Source organism: Pseudomonas sp. GW-45 (genome assembly GCF_056896675.1).
In genome coordinates this window covers 1,456,231-1,478,043 of record NZ_CM167674.1, presented here as the reverse complement: position 1 = coordinate 1,478,043, position 21,813 = coordinate 1,456,231, and the positions used below count along the sequence as shown (strand labels likewise).

Below are 21,813 nucleotides of genomic sequence, written 5' to 3'. Positions count from 1 at the left end.
GCATGGATAACCCAACCACCACCCGCGGCTCCATACTGCGCAACAGCGTCATTCTGGGGCTGTTCGCAATGGCGACCGTAGGTTTGATCGCGGTGACCCAGCAAGGCACGGCCGAGCGCATCAGCGAAGCCCAGCGCCGTGTGCAACTCAGCGCCCTGAACGAAATTCTGCCGCACGAGCAACATGACAACGATCTGCTCGGTGATAGCTTCAGCGTCGATGATTATCCGCAGCTGCGTTTATCCGACGCCCGCGATGGCTATCGCGCCCGGCAGAACGGTGAGGTAGTGGCAGTGATACTGCCCGTGGTCGCCCCAGAGGGTTACAGTGGCCGCATTGACCTGCTGGTAGGCATTTACGCCGACGGCTCAGTGGCTGGCGTGCGTGCGGTCAGCCACCGCGAGACACCCGGCTTGGGTGACAAGGTCGAGATCGGTAAAAGCCAGTGGGTGCTGGAGTTTAACGGCAAAAGCCTGAGCATGCCGGTGCCCGAGAACTGGGCAGTCAAAAAGGACGGCGGTAACTTTGATCAGTTCACCGGCGCGACTATCACCCCGCGTGCAGTGGTCAAGGCGGTATACCAAAGCCTCGAGTACTTTGCAGACCACCGAAGCATTCTGCTCCAGCTGCCCGCCGAGGAGTCCACCAATGGCAACTAAAACGCTTTCTCAGATCACCGCTGACGGCCTCTGGCACAACAACCCAGGGCTTGTGCAGTTACTGGGTCTTTGTCCGCTCCTAGGCGTGAGTAGTTCGGTAGTCAACGCGCTGGGGCTGGGGATCGCCACCATGCTGGTATTGACCGGTTCGAACCTGGCCGTTTCGCTGATTCGCAGCGCCGTGACAGACGCCGTGCGCCTACCCACCTTTGTGATGATCATTGCCGCGCTGACCACTTGTATTGAACTACTGATGCAGGCTTTTACCTACGAGTTGTATCAGATACTCGGGATTTTCATTCCCTTGATTGTGACCAACTGCGTGATTCTCGGCCGCGCCGATGCCTTTGCTTCCAAGAACGCAGTGCTACCGGCAGTGGTAGACGGTTTCATGATGAGCTTAGGCTTTGGGCTGGTGTTGGTGGTATTGGGCGGTCTGCGTGAACTGATCGGCCACGGCACCCTGTTTGCCGGTATGGATTTGCTACTCGGACCTATGGCGGAAAGCTGGAAAATCGTTGTATTCCCGAACTACAAAGATGTTCTTTTCGTGATCTTGCCGCCAGGTGCCTTCCTGTTTATGGGCCTATTGATCGCCTTGAAGAATGTGATTGATGCCAAGGTCAAACAGCGCGCCGAAGCTCGGCTCACCAGACCGGCTGCGGGTAGCAAACGCGTTCGGGTAACCGGCACCATTAGCTGAGGCAAAAGGCACGGCATGAATCAGCAAAAGCGCTTTGAGATCTTCCGCCGTCTGCGCGAAGAAAACCCCCATCCGACCACTGAGCTGAACTTCAGCTCAGCGTTCGAATTGTTGGTTGCAGTCACCCTCTCCGCGCAGGCTACCGATGTGGGCGTCAACAAGGCTACCGCTAAGCTGTTTCCGGTCGCCAATACACCGGAAGCCATCTACGCGCTAGGTGTTGAAGGACTATCTGAGTACATTAAGACTATTGGCCTTTTCAACACCAAGGCGCGCAACGTAATCGCCGCCTGCAAAATGCTGGTAGAGCTGCACAACAGCACAGTACCGGACGATCGCGAAGCGCTAGAGGCACTCCCCGGCGTGGGCCGCAAGACCGCCAACGTAGTACTCAATACGGCTTTTGGTCACCCCGCGATGGCGGTTGATACGCATATCTTTCGTGTCAGTAATCGCACCGGTATCGCACCCGGTAAAAACGTGTTGGAAGTAGAGAAAAAACTCATGCGTTTTGTACCGCCCGAGTTTTTGGTGGATGCCCATCATTGGCTGATTTTGCACGGCCGTTATGTGTGCAAAGCGCGCACTCCACAATGTGGTAGCTGCCGTATTGAGGACCTCTGTGACTACAAACAGAAAACCGGCGATTAGCAATTCTCAGCGTTTATATGCATTTAATTGAAAAAATCTATTTCCGCAAAGCTCGGACTCCGTTTATAAGATGCGCAAATGGCATCTTCATTGCGGAGTTGAGTCATGGCCAAAGCAAAAAGCGACATTGAACTGGACGATGAAGACTTCATCGAAGAGGACGACACCCCCGAAACCGACAGCGCGCCCAATTCCAAGGCGAGTTTGACCAAGCGACGCTTGATCGATAATTACCTGGAAGAACGCCGCCTGCAGCGACAGCTGTCAGACCTGGATTTCGACTGAATCAATAGCCGTGGGCTGTGCCCGGCGCAACATGGCTAAACCATGCCACGCCGGGTACCTTTCACAACATCAATTTTCGTCAACTAAAAAGCGATTGAGCCGCTGCTTCAACATGCTATTTTCAGCGCGCAACTCGGTTAGCTCTTCAAGCAGCTCAAGCACCAACGGCATGTCAGCCCAATCTACCGACAGTTGATGATGCAAGCGTTCCGCCCTGCCGACGACCGTCAAGGCAATATGACTGAAACGCCACTCCTCGCGTTGCACTCCCGTTTCGGGTCTAAGCACCCCTTGCTCTACCAGGTCCATCACCTGCGCTTCACTCATGCTGACGCACTGGCAAAGCTCGCTAAAACTGATGTACACGCTGCTCATGATTGCTTGCTCCAGTCCGCGCGTGGATCGAAGTTCGCTTGCTCAGCCAACTCAGACCACAGGCGAGTCATCTGATCGTTGTTTTGTTCAGGCATGACGACCTTGAGCACGGCAAACAGATCACCACTGCCATGCTTACCCACCAATCCCTTGCCTTTAATCCGCAGCCGCTGTCCGCTCTGGCTATTGGGTTTAATGCTCAACTGAATTTTACCGGTCAAAGTTGGCACCGTAATCGAGGCACCAAGTGCCGCTTCCCAAGGGGCAAGCGGAACAGTAACGATCAGGTTATGGCCTTCCACATCAAACATCGGGTGCGGCACTAGGCGGATATGCAAATAGATATCACCGGCAGGCGCGTTGCCCGTGCCCGGAGAACCCTGGCCCTTGAGGCGAATTCGTTCGCCATCACTGACACCCGCCGGAATCTTGACCTTGAGCGATTTTTGCAGGGTCTGTAATTGGCCACGCGCATCTCGGTACTGCAACTCAAAACTCACCGGTTTGCTGGTTTCACTCAGCGTTTCTTCGAGAAAAACCGGAAGCTCAATTTCAGCGTCGCTACCTTTACGTGCACGCGGCTCATCGCGGGCTGAGCGGAAGCCACCTGAACCGCCTCCGCCAAACATGGAACTGAAGAAATCGCCGAAGTCATTATCCGCTTCCCCCGTCCCAGCATGGCCCGCACCTGCCCTGCCCTGATAACGCTGCCGCTGCTCGCGGGCCTGGAACAGCGATTCGTATTCAGCACGCTTGTCGGCGTCGTGAAGCACTTCGTAGGCCTCAGCGACTTCTTTGAACTTGTCTTCAGCCTGCGGGTGCTTACTGACATCCGGATGATATTCTCTGGCGAGCTTGCGGTAAGCGGTCTTGATCGCTTTGTCGTCTGCGTTGCGACCGACCCCGAGAACACTGTAATAGTCCTTAAAATCCATATGCAGTTCTGCCTTTTTCGGACGCCAATCATGAGTCTGGATGGCCTGAAAGCTAGGCGCCGTCTTTTCATCATAGCCGAATAGCGCGGCCAACATATCGCTGACGCACTGGTAGTTTTTGGCTGCAGATAAAACCCCGTTGCTGAGAAAAAACGCCGATTGAGTCCCACTATCAACGCAATGAGATTTTTAAGATTTGCGTTGCCAGATTGAAGCACTATCATTTGCAAATGCGAATCAGTTATATTTGTAAATACTTACTTGAGGTGTTCCATGTTAAAAACCATTACTTTCGCCTGCATGCACTTTTCCATCGCTTTTGGCGTGGTCTACTTGCTGACCGGCAGCATCTTGATTGGTGGCACGGTTGCCTTGGTGGAACCTGCGGTCAATACCGTGGCTTTTTATTTCCACGAAAAGATCTGGAAACGCTACGAGCGGCGCAAACAGCTTGTGCAGCGGGAAGATTCCTCGCTTTTGCAGGTATAACGACCCGATAGCGGTATTTAGCACTCGCCGTTACTGGCTATTTAGAGCACTTTGACAGCAATTTTAGGGAACTTTTCGACCGTTTCCGGGGTATAGTTCATGTAGCCACATGGAAATGTCTATGACCCGAATTAAGCCGTACCTCTCGCCCTACCTATTTGCAGGATTATTGTTTTCGGTTTCGCACTGCGTTGCAGCAGAACCCTTTGCCTATCCTGAAACCAATCCTTTCATGGCTACCGTCGCCGGTACCCCGGAAGACCTCAAAGCCCCCGTTCCTGATGAAATAGACGTACAGCAAGATGACCTGTCTGTGCGGGTATTACCGGATCGCAAACTACCGCCTGCGTTATCTCGTTACCGTGATCTGCAATTCAGAGTTGCCTGGCAGGATAAACCTGCGCCTTTGACATTTCTTATTGCCGGCACTGGTTCGGGATTCGACAGCGCACGCATGGATTATCTCAAGCGGCTGCTATGGCAGGCCGGCATGCATGTCATCGTGCTCTCGTCGCCGTCTAATTTTGACTTTATCGCCGCTGCTTCCAATAGCGGCATGCCAGGCGTAGGCGCAGAAGATGCGCGCGACCTGCACACTGCGATGACGCTGGCGCTGCAGGAGGCGCAGGACAAGAAAGGCTTTGAAGTGACCGAGTTCCGTCTCGCGGGCTTTAGCCTGGGTGCCTTGCATGCGGCCTTTGTTGCAGAGCTGGACTCACATCTCGGTCAATTCAACTTCAGCAAGGTGCTGCTACTGAATCCACCGGTTGATCTCTACTCCTCGGTTGGGCGATTGGACGAGTTGTCGTACACCCGTGTAGACGGCGTCAGCGACAGCGAGAGTTTTTACGAGCACATCTTCCAGAAGCTGTCCCGCCACTTTGCCCAAGGCGGCAACGGTGACATTCAGTCCAGCCTGTTTTACGAGATTCAAAACTCGCCTGAGGCGCTGACCGATCCTGAACTGGCCATGCTGATTGGCGCAGTGTTCCGTTTCTCCGCAGCCGACCTCAACTTTATGAGTGACTTGATCAATAACGGCGGCCGCTTCGCGCCCGTGGGCAAGGAAATCAAGGTTAGCACCTCGCTGACCCCTTATTTGCGCCGCGCTTTGTTTTGCGATTTTACCTGCTACATCAATAACCAGCTGTGGCCGGCTTGGGAAGCGAAGAACGCTGGACGCAGTATTGAAGACATGGCCTATGAGACCAGTCTGCGCAGTCTCAGCTCGTTTCTGCAGGGTAATCCAAATGTCGCGGCTGTCAGTAATGCAGACGATTTCATCCTGACCCGCGATGATTACCAGTTTCTCGCCGACACCTTTGGCGAGCGTGCCTACCTGTATCCGCACGGCGGACACGGCGGCAATCTCGACTACAAGCCGGTAGCAGACCGCTACATGACGTTCCTGCAAGGAGGCGCCCATGAATAAGGCTTGCCTGATCGGCCTGATGAGCTGCCTGTGTTACAACACCGCAAGCGCAGCAGAAGACACCGACTATGTATCCAGCGGCAAGAGCGCTAATGGCAGTAGCCTGAGCTTTCCTGCCTATCACGACCCGCTGACCGAGCTGGATCTCGACGAGCGTGACAACCGCTTCCAGTTCGAGCGCTCCAGCCTGGGCGCCCTCAACGTGCAAGATCCTTTGGAGGGCATGAACCGCCTAACCTATCGCTTCAATGCAGAGTTTGATCGTTTTGTTTACCTGCCGGTGGTGCGTGGTTATGTCTGGGCTACACCCGGTTTCGTGCGCACGGGTGTGTCTAACGTCACCAACAACCTGCGCGACATCCCTTACCTGGTCAACAACCTGCTGCAGCTGAAATTTGAGCGCAGCGCCCAGACCACTGCGCGTCTGTTGTTTAACAGCATCATCGGTGTTGGTGGCATGTTTGATGTGGCTAACGCCATGGGCTTGCCAGCACAGAAGGAAGACTTTGGTCAGACACTGGGGCATTACGGTGTGCCGGCTGGTCCCTATCTGGTGATTCCGTTTCTCGGCCCATCCAGCCTACGTGACGGCACTGGCTATGCAGTGGACTGGATGATCGATAACGGGGTCAACTATATGGAGCATCGCGACTACATGAGCGATCACCCCTACACCTGGGGCATTTGGGCTATCGATCTACGTTATCAAACGCCGTTCCGCTATGGCGCGTTAGACAGCCCATTTGAATATGACCAAGTGCGATATCTGTACACCAAACTGCGCGAATTTCAGGTCGAAAACTGAGTTTGCTGCGGGCGGCTGACCAGCCGTCCGCTTCTCTCAGCCTTGGAGCATCAATTTCTAACTTTCAACCCACGCGAAAGATGATGTGATCTTCCCAGTCGTCATCGTCAACACTGCCTTCAGCCAGCATCTGGCCCGACAGCGAAATACCAACCTTGTGCACTGCCTTGCGATCACCGCAGACCAGATGGTGCCAAGCCGGTAGATCAGCGCCATCAGCCACCAAACGATAACCACAGGTCGGCGGCAACCAGGCAAAATCACTTGCGGCACCCGGGGTCAGTTGAATGCAGTCCGGCACCTTGGCCTGACGATTCGGATAATCACTGCATTGGCAGCTCTGGTGATCGAGAAGTTTGCAGGCGATGCGCGTGTAATAAAACGCCTTAGGCTCGTCTTCGTCCTCCAGCTTCTGCAGGCAACACAGACCACATCCGTCGCACAACGACTCCCATTCCTGTTGGTCCATTTCGGTTAAGCTTTTACGTTTCCAGAATGGCACTACGCGCATCGCCATGCTTCAACCCTCCTCTGCCAGAACATCGTCCAGCCAGCTCATCAGACGATTCAAGTCGAAAGGGAAATCCAGCTCCGCGCCAGTATCCTCGCGGCGTAATACCGGTATCCGCAGCTGATACAGCGCCATCAGTCGCTCGGATTCAATGATGTCCACTTCGTGCAACTGTATGCCATTAGCTAACAGTGGCGTCAGCTCGGCCAAAGCCGCATCACAAAGATGGCAGGCGCTGGTGCCGTAGAGAGTAAGAAGCGTCATGCTGGGGTGCACCGCATTAGTTTGCTTGAAAAGGGCCGCCATACTACTCCTTTAGTACGCCCATGCCGACCACCACCGAGCAGCAAACAGCCTCACCTGCGGCCTTGGCAGCTGCTGCCGCATCCCACATACTCACCGCATTATTAGGGAGATCAGTATGGATTGGGAAACACTGCTTTGCCGCGAGCGGCTGGGTAAACCGCTGGCCAGCGCTGACGAGTTAGGGCGCACGCCCTTTCACAAAGACCATGATCGCGTTATTTTCTCCGGTGCCTTTCGCCGACTAGGTAAGAAAACCCAAGTACATCCGGTCTCCAGCAACGATCATATTCATACTCGTCTGACCCATAGTTTGGAGGTGGGTTGCGTGGGCCGTTCGTTGGGTATGCGCGTGGGCTCAATGCTGCGCAGCGAGTTGCCCGATTGGTGCGAGCCCGCCGACCTGGGCGTGATTGTCCAAGCGGCGTGCCTAGCGCATGACATAGGTAACCCGCCGTACGGCCACTCAGGCGAGGACGCCATTCGTCACTGGTTCCGCCAAGCAGCTGAAGGCGGTTTGCTCGATCAACTGAGCGACGCTCAACGCCAGGATTTTCTGAATTTTGAAGGCAATGCGCAGGGTTTCCGGGTACTGACGCAGATTGAGTATCACCAGGCCGACGGTGGCATGCGCCTCACTTACGCCACGTTGGGCGCTTACCTGAAATACCCCTGGACCGCGCAGCATGCCGATAGCCAGGGCTACAAAAAGCACAAATTTGGCTGTTACCAGGCTGAGTATCCTTTATTGCAGCAGATTGCCGACAAACTTGGGCTGCCCTCGCAAGGCGAACAAAGCTGGAGCCGCCATCCATTGGTGTATCTGGTCGAAGCTGCCGATGATATCTGTTATGGGCTGATCGACCTTGAGGATGGGCTGGAAATGGATCTGCTAGCCTATAGCGAGGTGGAGCAAGTGTTGCTGGACCTGGTTGGCGACGACGTGCCGGAAACGTACCGCCAACTGGGCCCTGAGGACTCACAGCGACGGCGCTTGGCAATCCTGCGTGGCAAAGCCATTGAGCATCTGGTGAATGCCGCTGCCGAGGCGTTCATCGAACAGCAGCCTGCTTTACTGGCTGGCGAGTTGCAGGGAGACCTGGTCGAGCACATGCATGGTGCTGCACGCCGTTGTGTCCTGGAGGCCAAGCAGATGGCGCGCAAACGGATCTTCCAGGATAAACGTAAAACCGTTGTCGAGATTGGCGCCTACAGTACGCTCGAGACCTTATTAAACGCCTTTTGTGGTGCGGTCAGCGAGCTCCACGCCGGCCAAAATCTGAGCTTCAAACACCAGCGCATACTGGATCTGCTGGGTCATACCATTCCGCAAGCCAACTGGGACCCCTACCGTAGTTACCTCAGAGTCGTCGACTTCATCGCCGGTATGACCGATTTATACGCCGCCGATCTGGCTACCCGCATTCGGGGTATCAATCAGCCCTAGAAGGGCTTTTCTGCATACTCATCGCCGCGCTACTGCGCTAGCAGCGCGGCAATGACCATCACCAAAACGAAGCACACACTTTTCCAAAACAGCAACGGGTTGCGCTCCATCAATGGTGGTCGCGTGCGGCTCAAAAAGGCTTGATTGGGCTTGCGCAAATCAAACACAAATTCCGACAGCGCTTCGTACCGCTTGTAAGGATTGGGTTGCAATGCGCGCTTGAGCACATCATCTATCCAGGCTGGAATCTCGCGATCCTCGTGCAGCACCGTCTGGTATACCAGCTTATTTTGCGCAGCACGGGTACGTGCCTTGGCCACCTGAGCGCCATAGGGCAATTTGCCGGTCAGCATCTGGTAAGTAATGCTGGCGAGCGAAAACAAGTCCGAACGTGGCGTGCCGCTTTCACCAAGAAAGTACTCAGGTGCTGAGTACTGCAACGTACCGAGCATCTGCTCCTGAATCTGCGGCGCTGCCATCTCAATCAAACCAGCCACCCGGGTTGAACCAAAATCAATGATCTTCACCGTGCCCGTGGTATCTATCATGATGTTCTCAGGGCGCAGATCCTGATGCAGCATTTCCATTCGGTGAAAGGCTTGCAGGCCCTTGGCGATCTGCTCGACGATGCCGCGCACCTGTTCCAGGCCGGGTGCTGGATTGTCGATCATCCATTGACACAGCGTTTGTCCTTCAACATATTCAGTGACTACGTAGAGGTAATTGCGCGGTCGCTCGACACTGCACGGCTTGAGCACGTGCGGGCTATTTAACCGCCGGGCAATCCACTCCTCCAACATAAAACGCTCGAGGTAAGCCGCATCACCGCCCAGATCGATTGACGGCGTTTTCATAATCACCTGAATGGCACTTGCCTCATCCAGCGCCAAGTACACATGACTACGACTGCTGACGTGCACTTCACGCATGATGCGATAGCCATCAAACACCATGCGGGGCTCCAGCACCGGCGGTAACGGCAACTGGGCAAAAGCCTGACTGGCCAGCCGGTTACTGGCTTCGTCCAGGCTTGGCAGGCTGTCTACTCGCACAACCTGCACGGTGAGGTTGTCGTCACTGCCTTGCGCCAGCGCCTCAACCACAATCAGCTTGGCGGCAGCGTTAAGGTCTGTCTGCTGCTCGGCAATGGTCTGAGTAATAAAGGCCGGGCTGACAAATTCGTAAACGCCGTCAGTGGCCAATAAAAAGGTATCGCCCTGCTCTACCGACAAAGCTTGGTAGTCGATTTCCAATTGTTGATTGATGCCCAGCGCACGCGCCAGGTGGCTTTGCTGCTGAGAGACCCACACGCGATGATCCTGGGTGAGTTGTTCCAGCCCTTTGCCAGCCACGCGGTAAATACGTGCATCGCCAACATGAAACAGATAGGCCGTGGTGGCCTTGAAAATCAGTGCACTAAAGGTGCACACATAGCCACGGTCTTTATCATAGCGATACTGGCTTTGCTGAGTCTGTGCATGCAGCCAGGAGTTAGTGGCAATAAGCACTCGTTGCGCCGACTTTTTTACGGTCCAGGCCTCGGAGGTACAGTAATAATCGGCGAGAAAGCCCGATATGGCGGCCTCGCTGGCAATTTGACTGACGCTGCTGCTGCTGATGCCATCGGCTAGCGCCACGGCAATACCCTTGGCGCTTAGCTGAGGCTCATCCGGAATCCAGACGCCGTGAAAGTCCTGGTTGATCTCCTTCACGCCTTTGTCTGAATACTGCCCAACACTGACCGTCAGTTGCTTTGACATACTTAAAACTCAAAAACCCCGGACCTTTTCAGAGCCGAGGTAGTTGCAAGGAAAGCGGACTTTTTACAGTACGCGCTTGGGTGCAGTACGGATGTGCGTGGTGTACAGCGTCAAACCGGTGAAGGCCAGGCCGCCAACCAGATTGCCCAGCGCAGTGGGGATTTCGTTCCAGATCATGTAATCCATGACTGAAAAATCACCACCCATGATCAAAGCTGAAGGAAACAGAAACTTGTTAACGACCGAGTGCTCAAAACCCATGTAGAAAAACAGCATTATCGGCATCCACATGGCAATCACCTTTCCGCTAACCGAGGTAGAGATCATTGCCCCGACTACGCCCATCGACACCATCCAGTTACACAACATGCCGCGCAAGAAGATCGTTGCCCAGCCGGCTGCGCCGTATTGAGCATAGCCCAAGGTACGTGCTTCACCGATATGCGAAATTTTCTCGCCAATAGCGCCCGGATCAGTTGAGAAGCCGTAGGTATAAACAAACGCCATCATGAAGGCGACGGCCAACGCGCCGCCAAAGTTGCCAACAAACACCAAGCCCCAGTTGCGCAGCATGCCGCCCACGGTCACGCCGGGACGCTTATCGAGCAGTGCCAGCGGAACCAGCATAAAAACACCGGTCAGCAAGTCGAATCCCATTAGATAGAGCATGACGAAGCCAACCGGGAACAGAATGGCGCCAATCAGCGGGTTGCCGGTCTGCACCGTGATGGCAATCGCAAATACCGCCGCCAACGCGAGGATGGCACCGGCCATAAAAGAGCGTATCAAGGTGTCGCGCGTCGACATAAATACCTTCGACTCGCCTGCATCAACCATCTTGGTGACAAACTCTGCAGGGACTAAATAGGACATGTGTAACTCTCTCTATGCATCTTTCGTTAAAGGTGGCAGCCACTTGTGCTTGGCAAGCGGCTGCCCGCCAGTACTACGCGGATTTATTCAGCCTGCATTCCCACTTCAACCAGGTCGCCGTTCAAACGCACTGGCCATACCCGTAACCGTTGCTCGGGATATTCAATACAACTGCCATCAGCCAAACGGAAATGCTGTTTGTACAACGGCGAGGCAATGACCAAGTCGCCCTTGAGATGACCCACAATGCCGCGGCCAATCACGTTGGCACCGGATTTTGGATCACGATTCTCTATGGCGAATAACTGCTCGCCGTCGCAGCTCTGTGGCAGATGAAATAGCGCAACCTGGGCGTCATCCAACAAGGCGACAACCCCTGAATTAGCAACCAGGTCTTGTCGGGTGCACAGCGGGCGCCATGCAGCAGCCACGTCATCGTGCTCAACGATTGGGGTACTTAGGGTCATCAGACAACCTCCTCAGCTACGGGAATAAGGTTCAGCTCATGGGCTTGCATAGGGCGACGTTGCTCACGCTCTTTGACGAATTGGATATCCGGATCGCCGCGCTCGTCATTGACAAAGGTACGGAAGCGCTTGAGTTTTTCCGGATCCTTAAGCGCATTGGCCCACTCGCATTCGTAACGATCGACGACTAGCTGCATCTGCGACTCCAGCTCGGCGCCCAGCGCCAGGCTGTCGTCAATGATCACGGCCTTGAGGTAGTCCAGACCGCCCTCGAGGCTTTCGCGCCAGACCGAGGTGCGCTGCAACCGATCAGCGGTGCGCACGTAGAACATCAGGAAGCGATCGATGTAGCGGATGAGGGTTGCGTCATCCAGATCAGTGGCAAACAGCTCAGCGTGGCGCGGGCGCATGCCGCCGTTACCGGCAACGTAGAGATTCCAGCCGTTCTCAGTTGCGATTACACCCACATCCTTGCTCTGCGCCTCGGCGCATTCGCGAGTGCAGCCGGATACCCCAAACTTGATTTTGTGCGGCGAGCGCAGGCCCTTGTAGCGATTCTCAAGCACCAATGCCATGCCAACACTGTCCTGCACGCCGTAGCGGCACCAGGTACTGCCGACACAGGATTTAACGGTACGCAGCGATTTACCGTAGGCGTGACCAGTCTCAAAACCGGCTTCAATTAGCTCACTCCAGATGTCGGGCAACTGGTGTAGTTCGGCGCCGAATAGGTCAATACGCTGGCCTCCGGTAATTTTGGTGTAGAGATCGTATTTCTTAGCCACCGCACCGAGCGCGATCAACTTGTCTGGGGTGATCTCACCACCAGCGATACGTGGCACAACGGAATAGGTGCCGTTGTTCTGCATGTTGGCCATGAAGGTATCGTTGGTGTCCTGCAGCGGCACCAGTGAAGGGTCGGTGATCGGCTGGTTCCAGCACGATGCCAGAACGGAGCCTACCGCCGGTTTGCAAATGTCGCAGCCGGTGTGTCCACGGCCATGCTTGGCCAGCAGCTCTTCAAAGCTAATGATGCCTTCAACCCGCACAATGCCGTACAGCTCCTGGCGGGTATGCGCGAAGTGCTCACACAGACTTTTGTCGACCTCAACGCCGCGGGCACTGAGTTCATGTTCAAACACTTGCTTGAGCAGCGCGCTGCAACCACCGCAACCAGTACCCGCTTTGGTTGCCAGTTTCAGATCACCGAGATCAGTGCAGCCGGTATCTACCTGACAGCAGATCGCTCCTTTGCTGACGTTGTGGCAGGAGCAAATAGTCGCCGTATCCGGCAAGGCATCAGCACCCAGTGCAGGAGCACCCTCGCCTGCTGGCAGAATCAGGCTGGCCGGATCTGCTGGCAGCTTGATACCGTTCTGCGCATATTGCAGCAAGGTGTCGTAGTAGCTGTTATCGCCCACCAACACCGCGCCTATCACCTGACTGCCATCCGGAGAGACCACAAGACGGCGATAGCTGGAGTTGACCTCGTCGTTAAACCGGTAACTCTTTGCACCAGGCGTTGCAGCGTGAGCGTCACCGATGGAGCCCACATCAACACCCAGCAGTTTCAGCTTGGTAGACATGTCGGCGCCGATAAAGCTTTCATGCTGCTTGCCTACCAGCAGCGCCGCCAGGTTGCGCGCCATGGTGTAGCCCGGTGCGACCAAGCCAAAGATGCTGCCGTTCCAGGAAGCACACTCGCCGATGGCGTAAATGTCGGGGTCGTTGGTGCGGTAGTCACTATCGATTACCACGCCACCGCGTTCAGCGATATCCAGGCCGGCGCTACGGCCCAATGCGTCCTGCGGGCGGATGCCAGCGGAGAATACGATTAGATCAGTTTCCAGCGACTCACCATCACTGAAGTTCATGCGATAGGCGTATTCTTCGCCAGCGACAATTTCACTGGTTGCGCGGTTGAGATGCACACGTACGCCGAGTTCTTCGATACGCGCTTTCAATGCCGCACCACCGTCTGGGTCAAGTTGCACCGGCATCAGCCGCGGAGCGAACTCGACCACATGGGCTTCAAGACCCAGCGACTTGAGTGCGTTGGCTGCTTCCAGGCCAAGCAGGCCACCACCGACCACAACACCACGACGACCGCCGTTGGCAGCAGCGCGAATGTCATCTAGATCATCCAGTGTGCGATAAACCAGCTTTGAATTACCTTCAGCGCCAGCAATCGGCGGTACAAAAGGATATGAGCCAGTCGCCAGCACCAGGCGGTCGTAGGGCTGGCGGCCCTCGCTAGTAACCACCTCTTTGCGCTCGCGGTCGATCTCCAGTACTGCCACGCCTAGGTGCATGTGCACCCCATGCTGTGTATAAAAATCGGCTTCGCACATGGCCAATGACTCGGCATCACGACCACCGAAATACTCCGAGAGGTGTACGCGATCGTAAGCGCGCTGAAGCTCCTCACCGAACACGTGCACTTGATATTGGGCAAGCGCACCTTGCTCGGTCAGTTGCTCGACACAATGATGACCGACCATCCCGTTACCAATGATGACCAGTGTTTCGTTCTTGATCGGGGTCACTTTCGAGTTCATCGCCTTTCCTCAGTCGAAGCCGCAGCCGGCACGGGCCGGCAAAAAAACAAAAAAAAAGCGCCTGGAGTCCTCTTCGGGACTCCAGGCGCCGTTGCCTGGTACTACTCAAATTGTGTTGTGGGCGCTAGCCTGAGCTTCGTTGCTCGGATCACCCGCTTCCCAGCCTTGCGGCAGATGGTCGACGATGACCACCGGAAGTTTAGGCTGCAAAAAACAGCCACTGAGCAGACAAAAGCAATTGGCGTGCCAAAGTTATACGAAGAAGGATTGAGGAGCAGATGACGGATTATTTAAATAAAATTAAATCAATTAATACATCACGCTACAGAGGAAACTTAATATTATTTATATACGAAAATTTAATGCCAACTAGGCCGTGATAAGCCAAAGCAGAATGAACCAGAAGAGTGCGGAATTGAGAGAAAACACCGTTTTGGTGCAAGGCCTCAGGCTTTACCCACGCGTTCGCGGGACGAGCCAGAAGCCACGACGAGCCGCTCGAGCAGCATGTCCACCAGCAGTAATTGAGCGCTGATCGCCCGCGTAGCAACCTGAAAGAACTCCACTGAATGCACTGCCGGAGACGGCTGGCGGTCCAGTAGTGTGCGAATGCGCTCGAGCAAGAGGTCCAGCGCATCCTCCGCGTCACGCACCGGCTGGCTGACCAGAATACGTAAATCCGGATCCGAGATCAGCCGCGCCAGAGCAGCATACGACTGCTCATTGATCTGCTTATTCAATACTTGCAATTGGTTACGCCAAATCGGCAGGTTTTGGCGATTGGCTGCGATACCGGTGCCGACAGCGCGGCTTTGACCCAGCAGCTCAATACTCTGCAGCAACTCAAACCACAACCCTTCCGCCTGCGGCGCCAAGCGCCCCAGACAGACTAAATCAAATCGGTTGGCCAAGGCTTCAATGGTCTGCAAAAGACAAGCAATCATATCGTTGTGCAGTGTCAGCAAGTGCTCGGCACTTTCGTGTTCGAAGCCACTTTCAATCTTTTGCCAGATATCCCGCGCTTGATGCCAACTGTCATACCAATACAGCGATGCCTCGTATTGGCCGATCGTCTTCAGTAACTGCAGCAGTTGCTGATGCACCGACCAGCGCCGAGGTTCCAGTGAATGCTCGCCAGACATCGCGCCGAAGGAAAGCCCACGGTGACGTTGCACCTGTTCCAGCAACTGACGCAGTAGTTGAATCTGCGTAATCGCCTGCTGTCGTTGCTCACGCGCGGCGCGCTTGCGCACCCGGCGCAAGCGAAACAAACCAATGGCAGAAAGCACTATTATAGAAATGCACAGCGTCCATATCATGCCAACACTTCCCTGAAGGCCCCGATCAGGCAGTTGAAAAAACACTCACGTTGCCGATACCGCGCTAAAAAGCGCACTACAGCAGGCGAACTGCGCTTTTTATGTTGCCCGCCTGGCCTATTTTCTCAGTAACCCGGAGGTTCTTCTAAGCTACTTTTTGCAGAGTAGCTCGATCCGATATCCGTCGGGATCTTCAACAAAGGCCAGCACACTCTGCCCGTGCTTCATCGGACCCGGCTCGCGCACCACCTTGCCGCCTGCCGATTTAATCTGCTCACAGGCTTTGTACACATCCAGTACTTCGATGGCGATATGACCATAGCCGCTGCCCAGATCGTACTCGTTGGTGTCCCAGTTATGCGTAAGCTCTAGCGCGGTGTGTTCTGCTTCGTTGCCATAGCCGACGAACGCCAGGGTAAAGCGCCCTTCCGGGTAATCCTTACGCCGCAGCAAGGTCATACCCAACACTTCAGTGTAGAAAGCGACGGATTTTTCCAGATTACCGACGCGTAGCATGGTGTGCAAAATACGCATATTCACAACCTTTAATTAGAAGCATCAAAGTAAAGCTACAAGCTTCAGACTCGTCTTGCCAGCCTGACAGCAAAACGCCCGGATGACCGGGCGTTTTGTAGATCACCGCGTAGCTCAGAGCAGCTTGCGACCCTTGTTAGCAGCAATGCGCATACGCAGCGCATTCAGCTTGATAAAGCCTGCTGCATCGGCCTGATCGTAGGCGCCCGCATCGTCTTCAAAGGTAGCGATGTTGGCATCAAACAGCGAGTCGTCAGACTTGCGGCCAACCACCATCACGTTGCCCTTGTAGAGCTTGAGACGCACGACACCGTTAACCTGTGCCTGGGATGCATTAATCATCTGTTGCAGCATCACCCGCTCAGGGCTCCACCAGAACCCGTTGTAGATCAGCTCGGCGTATTTGGGCATCAAGCTGTCTTTCAGGTGAGCGACTTCACGGTCCAGAGTGATGGACTCGATAGCGCGGTGACCTTTCAGCATGATGGTGCCGCCGGGGGTTTCGTAGCAGCCACGGGATTTCATGCCCACAAAGCGGTTTTCAACGATATCCAGACGACCAATACCGTTGTCGCCACCTACCTTGTTCAGGTAAGCCAGCACGGTAGCCGGGCTCATATCCTTTCCGTCGATGGCAACGATGTCGCCATTCTGGTAGCTGAGCTCAATGTAGGTAGCTTGGTCAGGCGCATTTTCCGGCGATACGGACCAGCGCCACATGTCTTCTTCGTGCTCGGCCCAGGTATCTTCCAGCACGCCGCCTTCAAAGGAGATGTGCAGCAAGTTGGCGTCCATGGAATAAGGCGACTTCTTCTTACCGTGACGTTCGATCGGAATATCGTGCTTGGCCGCGTAATCCATCAATTTCTCACGCGACAACAAATCCCACTCGCGCCAAGGCGCAATCACTTTAACGCCTGGCTTGAGCGCATAGGCACCCAATTCGAAGCGCACTTGATCGTTGCCTTTGCCGGTCGCACCATGCGAGATGGCATCAGCGCCGGTCTCGTTGGCAATCTCAATCAGGCGCTTGGCGATCAGTGGGCGTGCGATAGAGGTACCCAGCAGGTACTCGCCTTCATACACAGTGTTGGCGCGGAACATCGGGAACACGAAGTCGCGAACAAATTCTTCACGCAGGTCATCGATGTAGATTTCCTTGACGCCCATGGCTTCTGCCTTGGCACGCGCTGGCTCTACTTCCTCGCCTTGGCCCAGATCTGCGGTGAAGGTCACCACTTCGCAGTTGTAGGTTTCCTGCAGCCACTTGAGGATGACCGAGGTATCCAGGCCGCCGGAATAGGCGAGGACGACTTTATTGACTTCTGCCATGAGGTGCTCCCTTAACAAGACTGTACCGCCACTCACGCAGGAGCGGACGAAAGGCAGCTATTCTAGCGTCAAGGCACAAGGAATCACAGGGGAGCTACGGGGAGTTTTAGTGATACAGCAGCTGAAAAGTACGCTTATGCGCGGCTTATGCCGCGCTTAATCCTTCTCTAGACGTAACATGACCCGGCGATTAGCCGCTCGGCCTTGTGCCGTTCGATTGCTCGCGACCGGATAACGATCACCATGAAAGCGCATGGCAAACAGGTCTTCGTTCACGCCCTTTTCAACTAGATAATCTTTCACCGCCAAGGCGCGCTGACGTGACAACTCACGATTATCCAGGCGGTTACCCTGATTGTCGGAATGACCATCCAGCACGATCTCTTTGATCTCATCATCGGCCTTTATATACATAACCGCTGCGTCCAACATCGATTTCGCTTGGGCATTCAGCGTCTCGCCACCAGAACCGAAGCTAATCAAACTCTCCGAAATCTGGGCGTAACTGACTGGCAGTAAACCGCTGATACATTTTTGAAAATCTAACCACGCCTGCTGATAACCAACGCTCGACACCACCACGCGGACCGGCGCACCGCCTGCGTAGCCATTGCGCATAATCGTCGGTTGCAAGCCAGACGCCAGACCAGCAAGCATGCGACCTGCCTGCTGGTAGGGCACCTGCATCACGCCAGCACCTTGTTTCACGGTTACCTGCCCCACCGGGACAGCTGCCGTACCGGGGCGCCATGGCGGCGGCTCGTTGTAAAGTTGCGCAGCGCCAGAACTCATGGGGTTATCCCATGACGTCAACTCGAACGCAGCTGGCTCGCCCGCATGCCGCACAAAACTGGCCTCGCCATAACCAGCGACCGATTGGTTCAATCGACAGGCAAACTCATCGCCCGCAACCTGCCATTGCACATCTTCCATGCGCGTCTGAAAGGTCAGCGCCTGCGCAGGCAAAGCCAGCGCTAACAGAAGTACCGGGTACGTTCGCGTCACCACGCTTGTCACCTCTTCAACCGCCGGCTTCACGCCAGCGCAACTAATCGCTCTTGCCAGTCTCATCGGCTGCACGACGCTAATCTTTACCGGCAGATGCAGATAAATACCGAGCAATCCCCTGTACGGCGCTTAGTTCAAGGCGTTCAGACGTTGTCAAACGGTGTGAAAAAACCGCTGCTTACGGTAGCATTGCGGCATTACTCTGTTCTGGAAGCCCTACGCATGACTGACCGCCTCACGCTCACCCGGCCAGATGACTGGCATATTCACCTTCGCGATGGAGAGGTTCTCAGCCACACGGTTGCTGACGCCGCGCGTACTTTTGCTCGCGCGATCATCATGCCCAATCTGGTACCGCCGGTGAGGGATGCGCAGGAAGCCGCCAGTTATAAGTCCCGTATTTTGGCGGCTCGGCCAGCCGGCTCGCATTTTGAGCCGCTGATGGTGCTTTATCTGACCGATCACACCAGCCCCGAGATTGTGCGTGAGGCTAAGCAAAGCGGTCAGGCCATCGCCGCTAAGCTTTACCCGGCCGGCGCCACCACCAACTCACAGTCTGGCGTCACCGCACTGAATAAAATCTACCCGGCGCTCGAAGCCATGGCCGAATTAGGCATGCCGCTACTAGTGCACGGCGAAGTGACCCATGCCGCGGTGGATATTTTTGATCGCGAGAAGGCCTTCATTGATCAGCAGTTAGTGCAGCTGGTGGACCGCTTCCCTACTTTAAAAGTCGTCTTTGAACACATCACTACCGCGGACGCGGTGGAGTTCGTCAAACAGGCCCCGGACAACGTGGGCGCGACCATTACCGCACACCATTTGCTGTTCAATCGGAACCACATGCTGGTAGGCGGAATTCGTCCGCATCTATTTTGCCTGCCGATCCTCAAGCGCGAGAAACACCAGCAAGCGCTGTGCGAAGCCGTCGCCTCCGGTTCCAGTAAGTTTTTCCTGGGGACCGACTCCGCGCCCCACGCCCGCCATGCCAAAGAAGCAGCATGCGGCTGCGCTGGCTGCTACACCGCATACGCCGCCATTGAACTTTACGCCGAAGCCTTCGATGGCCTTGGCGCGCTGGACAAACTGGAAGGCTTTGCCAGCTTCCACGGACCTGATTTCTATGGCCTGCCGCGCAATACCGACCAAATCACGCTGATTCGTGATAGCTGGCAGGCGCCGGAACAGCTACCCTTTGGCGACCAGTGCGTGATTCCGCTACGCGCAGGTGAAAACCTGCAATGGCGTCTGGCCTGACCAACCCTCTTTGCGATGCTAAGGATTACGCGTGAGTGAGTTCGACTTTGACAGTGACACCGATGGCCTGGATGCCCCAACGTCCAGCAAACCCAAATCGCCTATGGCCTATCGGTTCCGGGGCTTTCTGCCGGTTGTCATAGATGTCGAAACCGGCGGATTTAACGCTGCGACCGACGCGCTACTGGAGATCGCAGCGACCACCATCAGCATGGATGATGAGGGCATGGTCTACGCTGACCAAACCCATTTTTTCCGGGTTGAGCCTTTCGAAGGTGCCAATATAGAGGCCGCAGCTTTGGAGTTTACCGGCATCAAGCTGGATCACCCGCTGCGCCAAGCGGTAAGCGAAGAGCACGCCATCACCGAGATATTCAAGCACGTGCGTAAAGCGGTGAAGTCAGCCGGCTGCAAGCGCGCCGTTCTAGTCGGCCACAACGCCTTCTTTGACCTCGGTTTTGTTAACGCGGCGGTTGAGCGCATCGATATCAAGCGCAACCCGTTCCACCCCTTCTCCTGCTTTGACACCGCTACCCTGGGCGGCCTGGCCTACGGTCAAACCGTCCTGGCCAAGGCCTGCAACGCTGCTGGTATGGACTTTGATGGCCGCGAGGCTCACTCCGCGCGCTACGACACCGAAAAGACCGCTGAACTATTTTGCACCATCGTCAACCGCTGGAGAGAAATGGGCGGCTGGCCACCGGTAGATTGAGCACTGCCTCATCTGCGCCTTTTAGCACCTCATCAGAGGGCAAAACACCCTCTGATGAGTGAGCTCCGTCGCACGTCTGTACCGCTCTGCTTGCCCATACGCAGATCGACGGGTATGTTCGGTTACAAGTGAAATCATCCACTACACTATTGATTCAGCACCTAGTCGCGCGAGTGCGGGTAAATCGATACATTGGACGTTAATTGCTTTCGGTGCTGTACAACGGCATTGAATCAACCACTTGGCTCGCAGTCTATCTGCCTGCAGTCATGAATAATCAGAAAAAAGGAGTCACTTCACATGAAGCGCAAATCCCTTGCCTTACTGTTCTCGGCCACCATTGGCTACGCCTCCCTCGCCGCAACCCCTGCCGTTGCTGAAGAATTCGTTACCATCGGAACTGGCGGACAAACCGGCGTTTATTACGTGGTAGGTCAATCTATCTGCCGCCTGCTGAATCGCAACAGCGAAGAGCACGGCATTCGTTGCAACGCCCCATCCAGCGGTGGCTCGGTTGCCAATGTCAACGCCATCCGCGGCGGTGAAATGGACATGGGCGTAGTGCAGTCCGACGTTCAGTACAAAGCCTACGAAGGCGTACAGAACTTCCAGTCAGACGGCCCCTTTGAAGGCATGCGTGCCCTCTTCGCTCTGCACGGCGAGCCGTTGACCATTGTTGCCCGCCGCGATGCCGACATCACCGGCGTCAAAGACCTAAAAGGCAAACGCGTTAACATCGGCAACCCCGGTTCTGGTCAGCGCGACACAATGGACGTGGTTCTGGAATCTCTCGGCTGGAGCGTCAAAGACTTCTCCCTGGCTTCCGAGTTAGGCGCGGCAGAGCAAGCAGCCGCTCTGGGTGACAACAACGTGGATGCCATGGTGTATGTGGCCGGCCACCCGAACGGCTCGATTCAAGAAGCCACCACGACTGTAGACTCTGTACTGGTCTCGGTCGACGGCCCAGAAATCGACAAGCTGGTTGCTGATCGCTCCTACTATGCCAAGGCAGTCATTCCCGGCGGTTTGTATCGCGGTAACGATGAAGACGTAAACACCTTCGGTGTACGCGCTACTCTGGTCGCTTCCGATGCGGTCAGCGACGAGACCGTGTATCAAACCGTGAAAGCGGTGTTCGAGAACTTCGACCGTTTCAAGCGTTTGCATCCTGCCTTCGCCACGCTGAAGGAAGAACAGATGATTTCCGAGGGTCTTTCAGCGCCTCTACATGACGGCGCAGTGCGCTACTACAAGGAACGTGGCTGGTTGTAAGCCACACCGCGAGCCGCCCCATCGGGCGGCTCGCTTGTTTCTGCACTCTTATTTTCGCTCTACATTTTTTGAAAAATTCCTTTCCGCTCGCCTTTTTTGCTAGCGGTTAATTGCAGTAACCGGTGC

General features: G+C 55.3%; 23 protein-coding genes. 11 read left to right on the top strand and 12 right to left on the bottom strand.

Annotated elements, in window-relative coordinates:
• Window positions 1–2: 2 nt before the first annotated feature.
• The 4 genes from rsxG (at window position 3) to AC1XYH_RS06645 (ending at window position 2,298) form a co-directional block, all read left to right on the top strand.
• Complete coding sequence (rsxG, locus tag AC1XYH_RS06660) at window positions 3–659, top strand: electron transport complex subunit RsxG (RefSeq protein ID WP_483325850.1); 657 nt, start codon at window positions 3–5, stop codon at window positions 657–659.
• Window positions 649–1,362, top strand: coding sequence for an electron transport complex subunit E (locus AC1XYH_RS06655; protein ID WP_483325849.1), 714 nt, complete (start codon window positions 649–651; stop codon window positions 1,360–1,362). The genes rsxG and AC1XYH_RS06655 overlap by 11 nt, the downstream gene beginning before the upstream one ends.
• Window positions 1,363–1,377: 15 nt before the next feature.
• Window positions 1,378–2,013: an endonuclease III gene (gene nth, locus AC1XYH_RS06650; RefSeq protein WP_483325848.1), complete on the top strand. Its 636-nt coding sequence runs from the start codon at window positions 1,378–1,380 to the stop codon at window positions 2,011–2,013.
• Window positions 2,014–2,118: 105 nt separating this feature from the next.
• Window positions 2,119–2,298, top strand: coding sequence for a PA3496 family putative envelope integrity protein (locus AC1XYH_RS06645; RefSeq protein WP_483325847.1), 180 nt, complete (start codon window positions 2,119–2,121; stop codon window positions 2,296–2,298).
• A 69-nt stretch (window positions 2,299–2,367) separates the two neighbouring features.
• Here AC1XYH_RS06645 and AC1XYH_RS06640 read toward each other — a convergent pair whose 3' ends face one another.
• Together AC1XYH_RS06640 and AC1XYH_RS06635 are read right to left on the bottom strand one after the other, a co-directional pair.
• Complete coding sequence (locus tag AC1XYH_RS06640) at window positions 2,368–2,673, bottom strand: chaperone modulator CbpM (RefSeq protein ID WP_483325846.1); 306 nt, start codon at window positions 2,671–2,673, stop codon at window positions 2,368–2,370.
• Entirely contained in the window at window positions 2,670–3,608 is a 939-nt protein-coding gene (locus AC1XYH_RS06635) for a DnaJ C-terminal domain-containing protein (RefSeq protein WP_483325845.1), read from the bottom strand. The genes AC1XYH_RS06640 and AC1XYH_RS06635 overlap by 4 nt, the downstream gene beginning before the upstream one ends.
• A gap of 273 nt (window positions 3,609–3,881) precedes the next feature.
• Between AC1XYH_RS06635 and AC1XYH_RS06630 the strand changes: the two genes are divergently transcribed.
• The 3 genes from AC1XYH_RS06630 to AC1XYH_RS06620 all read left to right on the top strand — a co-directional run bounded on the left by AC1XYH_RS06630 (window position 3,882) and on the right by AC1XYH_RS06620 (window position 6,334).
• On the top strand, window positions 3,882–4,097 hold the full coding sequence (locus tag AC1XYH_RS06630) for a DUF2061 domain-containing protein (protein ID WP_483325844.1): 216 nt from the start codon (window positions 3,882–3,884) through the stop codon (window positions 4,095–4,097).
• 121 nt (window positions 4,098–4,218) lie between these two features.
• On the top strand, window positions 4,219–5,529 hold the full coding sequence (locus AC1XYH_RS06625; RefSeq protein ID WP_483325843.1) for a serine/threonine protein kinase: 1,311 nt from the start codon (window positions 4,219–4,221) through the stop codon (window positions 5,527–5,529).
• A complete protein-coding gene (locus tag AC1XYH_RS06620; RefSeq protein ID WP_483325842.1) occupies window positions 5,522–6,334 on the top strand; it encodes an MlaA family lipoprotein in 813 nt (270 codons plus the stop codon). The genes AC1XYH_RS06625 and AC1XYH_RS06620 overlap by 8 nt, the downstream gene beginning before the upstream one ends.
• A gap of 64 nt (window positions 6,335–6,398) precedes the next feature.
• Here AC1XYH_RS06620 and AC1XYH_RS06615 read toward each other — a convergent pair whose 3' ends face one another.
• Together AC1XYH_RS06615 and AC1XYH_RS06610 are read right to left on the bottom strand one after the other, a co-directional pair.
• On the bottom strand, window positions 6,399–6,851 hold the full coding sequence (locus AC1XYH_RS06615) for a YcgN family cysteine cluster protein (RefSeq protein ID WP_483325841.1): 453 nt from the start codon (window positions 6,849–6,851) through the stop codon (window positions 6,399–6,401).
• Between the two features lie 3 nt (window positions 6,852–6,854).
• On the bottom strand, window positions 6,855–7,151 hold the full coding sequence (locus AC1XYH_RS06610; RefSeq protein ID WP_483325840.1) for a glutaredoxin family protein: 297 nt from the start codon (window positions 7,149–7,151) through the stop codon (window positions 6,855–6,857).
• A 115-nt stretch (window positions 7,152–7,266) separates the two neighbouring features.
• Here AC1XYH_RS06610 and AC1XYH_RS06605 point away from each other — a divergent pair, with 115 nt between their 5' ends.
• The gene (locus AC1XYH_RS06605; protein WP_483325839.1) at window positions 7,267–8,595 is read left to right on the top strand and encodes a deoxyguanosinetriphosphate triphosphohydrolase; all 1,329 of its coding nucleotides are present in this window, start codon (window positions 7,267–7,269) and stop codon (window positions 8,593–8,595) included.
• A gap of 29 nt (window positions 8,596–8,624) precedes the next feature.
• On the opposite strand, the gene AC1XYH_RS06600 is transcribed toward AC1XYH_RS06605, so the two are convergent.
• The 8 genes from AC1XYH_RS06600 to AC1XYH_RS06565 all read right to left on the bottom strand — a co-directional run bounded on the left by AC1XYH_RS06600 (window position 8,625) and on the right by AC1XYH_RS06565 (window position 18,443).
• On the bottom strand, window positions 8,625–10,355 hold the full coding sequence (locus AC1XYH_RS06600) for a bifunctional protein-serine/threonine kinase/phosphatase (RefSeq protein WP_483325838.1): 1,731 nt from the start codon (window positions 10,353–10,355) through the stop codon (window positions 8,625–8,627).
• Between the two features lie 63 nt (window positions 10,356–10,418).
• Window positions 10,419–11,228: a formate/nitrite transporter family protein gene (locus AC1XYH_RS06595; RefSeq protein WP_483325837.1), complete on the bottom strand. Its 810-nt coding sequence runs from the start codon at window positions 11,226–11,228 to the stop codon at window positions 10,419–10,421.
• Window positions 11,229–11,311: 83 nt separating this feature from the next.
• A complete protein-coding gene (gene nirD, locus AC1XYH_RS06590; RefSeq protein ID WP_483325836.1) occupies window positions 11,312–11,695 on the bottom strand; it encodes a nitrite reductase small subunit NirD in 384 nt (127 codons plus the stop codon).
• Window positions 11,695–14,253, bottom strand: coding sequence for a nitrite reductase large subunit NirB (nirB, locus tag AC1XYH_RS06585; RefSeq protein ID WP_483325835.1), 2,559 nt, complete (start codon window positions 14,251–14,253; stop codon window positions 11,695–11,697). Before nirB ends, nirD begins: the two co-directional genes overlap by 1 nt.
• Window positions 14,254–14,699: 446 nt before the next feature.
• Window positions 14,700–15,572 carry a hypothetical protein gene (locus tag AC1XYH_RS06580; RefSeq protein WP_483325834.1) on the bottom strand — a complete coding sequence of 291 codons (873 nt, stop codon included), beginning with the start codon at window positions 15,570–15,572 and terminating at the stop codon, window positions 14,700–14,702.
• 150 nt (window positions 15,573–15,722) lie between these two features.
• A complete protein-coding gene (gloA, locus tag AC1XYH_RS06575; protein ID WP_483325833.1) occupies window positions 15,723–16,106 on the bottom strand; it encodes a lactoylglutathione lyase in 384 nt (127 codons plus the stop codon).
• A gap of 114 nt (window positions 16,107–16,220) precedes the next feature.
• Complete coding sequence (locus tag AC1XYH_RS06570) at window positions 16,221–17,438, bottom strand: argininosuccinate synthase (RefSeq protein WP_483325832.1); 1,218 nt, start codon at window positions 17,436–17,438, stop codon at window positions 16,221–16,223.
• A 156-nt stretch (window positions 17,439–17,594) separates the two neighbouring features.
• Window positions 17,595–18,443: a flagellar protein MotY gene (locus AC1XYH_RS06565; RefSeq protein WP_483325831.1), complete on the bottom strand. Its 849-nt coding sequence runs from the start codon at window positions 18,441–18,443 to the stop codon at window positions 17,595–17,597.
• A gap of 225 nt (window positions 18,444–18,668) precedes the next feature.
• On the opposite strand from AC1XYH_RS06565, the gene pyrC reads away from it, so the two are divergent.
• The 3 genes from pyrC to AC1XYH_RS06550 all read left to right on the top strand — a co-directional run bounded on the left by pyrC (window position 18,669) and on the right by AC1XYH_RS06550 (window position 21,687).
• The gene (gene pyrC, locus AC1XYH_RS06560) at window positions 18,669–19,703 is read left to right on the top strand and encodes a dihydroorotase (protein WP_483325830.1); all 1,035 of its coding nucleotides are present in this window, start codon (window positions 18,669–18,671) and stop codon (window positions 19,701–19,703) included.
• 31 nt (window positions 19,704–19,734) lie between these two features.
• Window positions 19,735–20,415 (top strand): ribonuclease T, encoded by a 681-nt coding sequence (rnt, locus tag AC1XYH_RS06555; protein WP_483325829.1) that lies wholly within the window; start codon window positions 19,735–19,737, stop codon window positions 20,413–20,415.
• Between the two features lie 300 nt (window positions 20,416–20,715).
• On the top strand, window positions 20,716–21,687 hold the full coding sequence (locus tag AC1XYH_RS06550; protein WP_483325828.1) for a TAXI family TRAP transporter solute-binding subunit: 972 nt from the start codon (window positions 20,716–20,718) through the stop codon (window positions 21,685–21,687).
• Window positions 21,688–21,813: the final 126 nt, after the last annotated feature.

Excerpts from the sequence above, each read along its gene's own strand:
- pyrC (WP_483325830.1), top strand. The coding sequence starts at position 18,669 with ATGACTGACCGCCTCACGCTCACCCGGCCAGATGACTGGCATATTCAC.
- AC1XYH_RS06550 (WP_483325828.1), top strand. The coding sequence starts at position 20,716 with ATGAAGCGCAAATCCCTTGCCTTACTGTTCTCGGCCACCATTGGCTAC.
- AC1XYH_RS06570 (WP_483325832.1), bottom strand. The coding sequence starts at position 17,438 with ATGGCAGAAGTCAATAAAGTCGTCCTCGCCTATTCCGGCGGCCTGGAT.
- AC1XYH_RS06635 (WP_483325845.1), bottom strand. The coding sequence starts at position 3,608 with ATGGATTTTAAGGACTATTACAGTGTTCTCGGGGTCGGTCGCAACGCA.
- AC1XYH_RS06625 (WP_483325843.1), top strand. The coding sequence starts at position 4,219 with ATGACCCGAATTAAGCCGTACCTCTCGCCCTACCTATTTGCAGGATTA.
- AC1XYH_RS06620 (WP_483325842.1), top strand. The coding sequence starts at position 5,522 with ATGAATAAGGCTTGCCTGATCGGCCTGATGAGCTGCCTGTGTTACAAC.
- AC1XYH_RS06640 (WP_483325846.1), bottom strand. The coding sequence starts at position 2,673 with ATGAGCAGCGTGTACATCAGTTTTAGCGAGCTTTGCCAGTGCGTCAGC.
- AC1XYH_RS06615 (WP_483325841.1), bottom strand. The coding sequence starts at position 6,851 with ATGGCGATGCGCGTAGTGCCATTCTGGAAACGTAAAAGCTTAACCGAA.
- AC1XYH_RS06580 (WP_483325834.1), bottom strand. The coding sequence starts at position 15,572 with ATGATATGGACGCTGTGCATTTCTATAATAGTGCTTTCTGCCATTGGT.
- AC1XYH_RS06595 (WP_483325837.1), bottom strand. The coding sequence starts at position 11,228 with ATGTCCTATTTAGTCCCTGCAGAGTTTGTCACCAAGATGGTTGATGCA.
- AC1XYH_RS06630 (WP_483325844.1), top strand. The coding sequence starts at position 3,882 with ATGTTAAAAACCATTACTTTCGCCTGCATGCACTTTTCCATCGCTTTT.
- AC1XYH_RS06600 (WP_483325838.1), bottom strand. The coding sequence starts at position 10,355 with ATGTCAAAGCAACTGACGGTCAGTGTTGGGCAGTATTCAGACAAAGGC.
- nirD (WP_483325836.1), bottom strand. The coding sequence starts at position 11,695 with ATGACCCTAAGTACCCCAATCGTTGAGCACGATGACGTGGCTGCTGCA.
- AC1XYH_RS06655 (WP_483325849.1), top strand. The coding sequence starts at position 649 with ATGGCAACTAAAACGCTTTCTCAGATCACCGCTGACGGCCTCTGGCAC.
- AC1XYH_RS06645 (WP_483325847.1), top strand. The coding sequence starts at position 2,119 with ATGGCCAAAGCAAAAAGCGACATTGAACTGGACGATGAAGACTTCATC.
- gloA (WP_483325833.1), bottom strand. The coding sequence starts at position 16,106 with ATGCGTATTTTGCACACCATGCTACGCGTCGGTAATCTGGAAAAATCC.
- AC1XYH_RS06605 (WP_483325839.1), top strand. The coding sequence starts at position 7,267 with ATGGATTGGGAAACACTGCTTTGCCGCGAGCGGCTGGGTAAACCGCTG.
- nth (WP_483325848.1), top strand. The coding sequence starts at position 1,378 with ATGAATCAGCAAAAGCGCTTTGAGATCTTCCGCCGTCTGCGCGAAGAA.
- nirB (WP_483325835.1), bottom strand. The coding sequence starts at position 14,253 with ATGAACTCGAAAGTGACCCCGATCAAGAACGAAACACTGGTCATCATT.
- AC1XYH_RS06610 (WP_483325840.1), bottom strand. The coding sequence starts at position 7,151 with ATGGCGGCCCTTTTCAAGCAAACTAATGCGGTGCACCCCAGCATGACG.
- rsxG (WP_483325850.1), top strand. The coding sequence starts at position 3 with ATGGATAACCCAACCACCACCCGCGGCTCCATACTGCGCAACAGCGTC.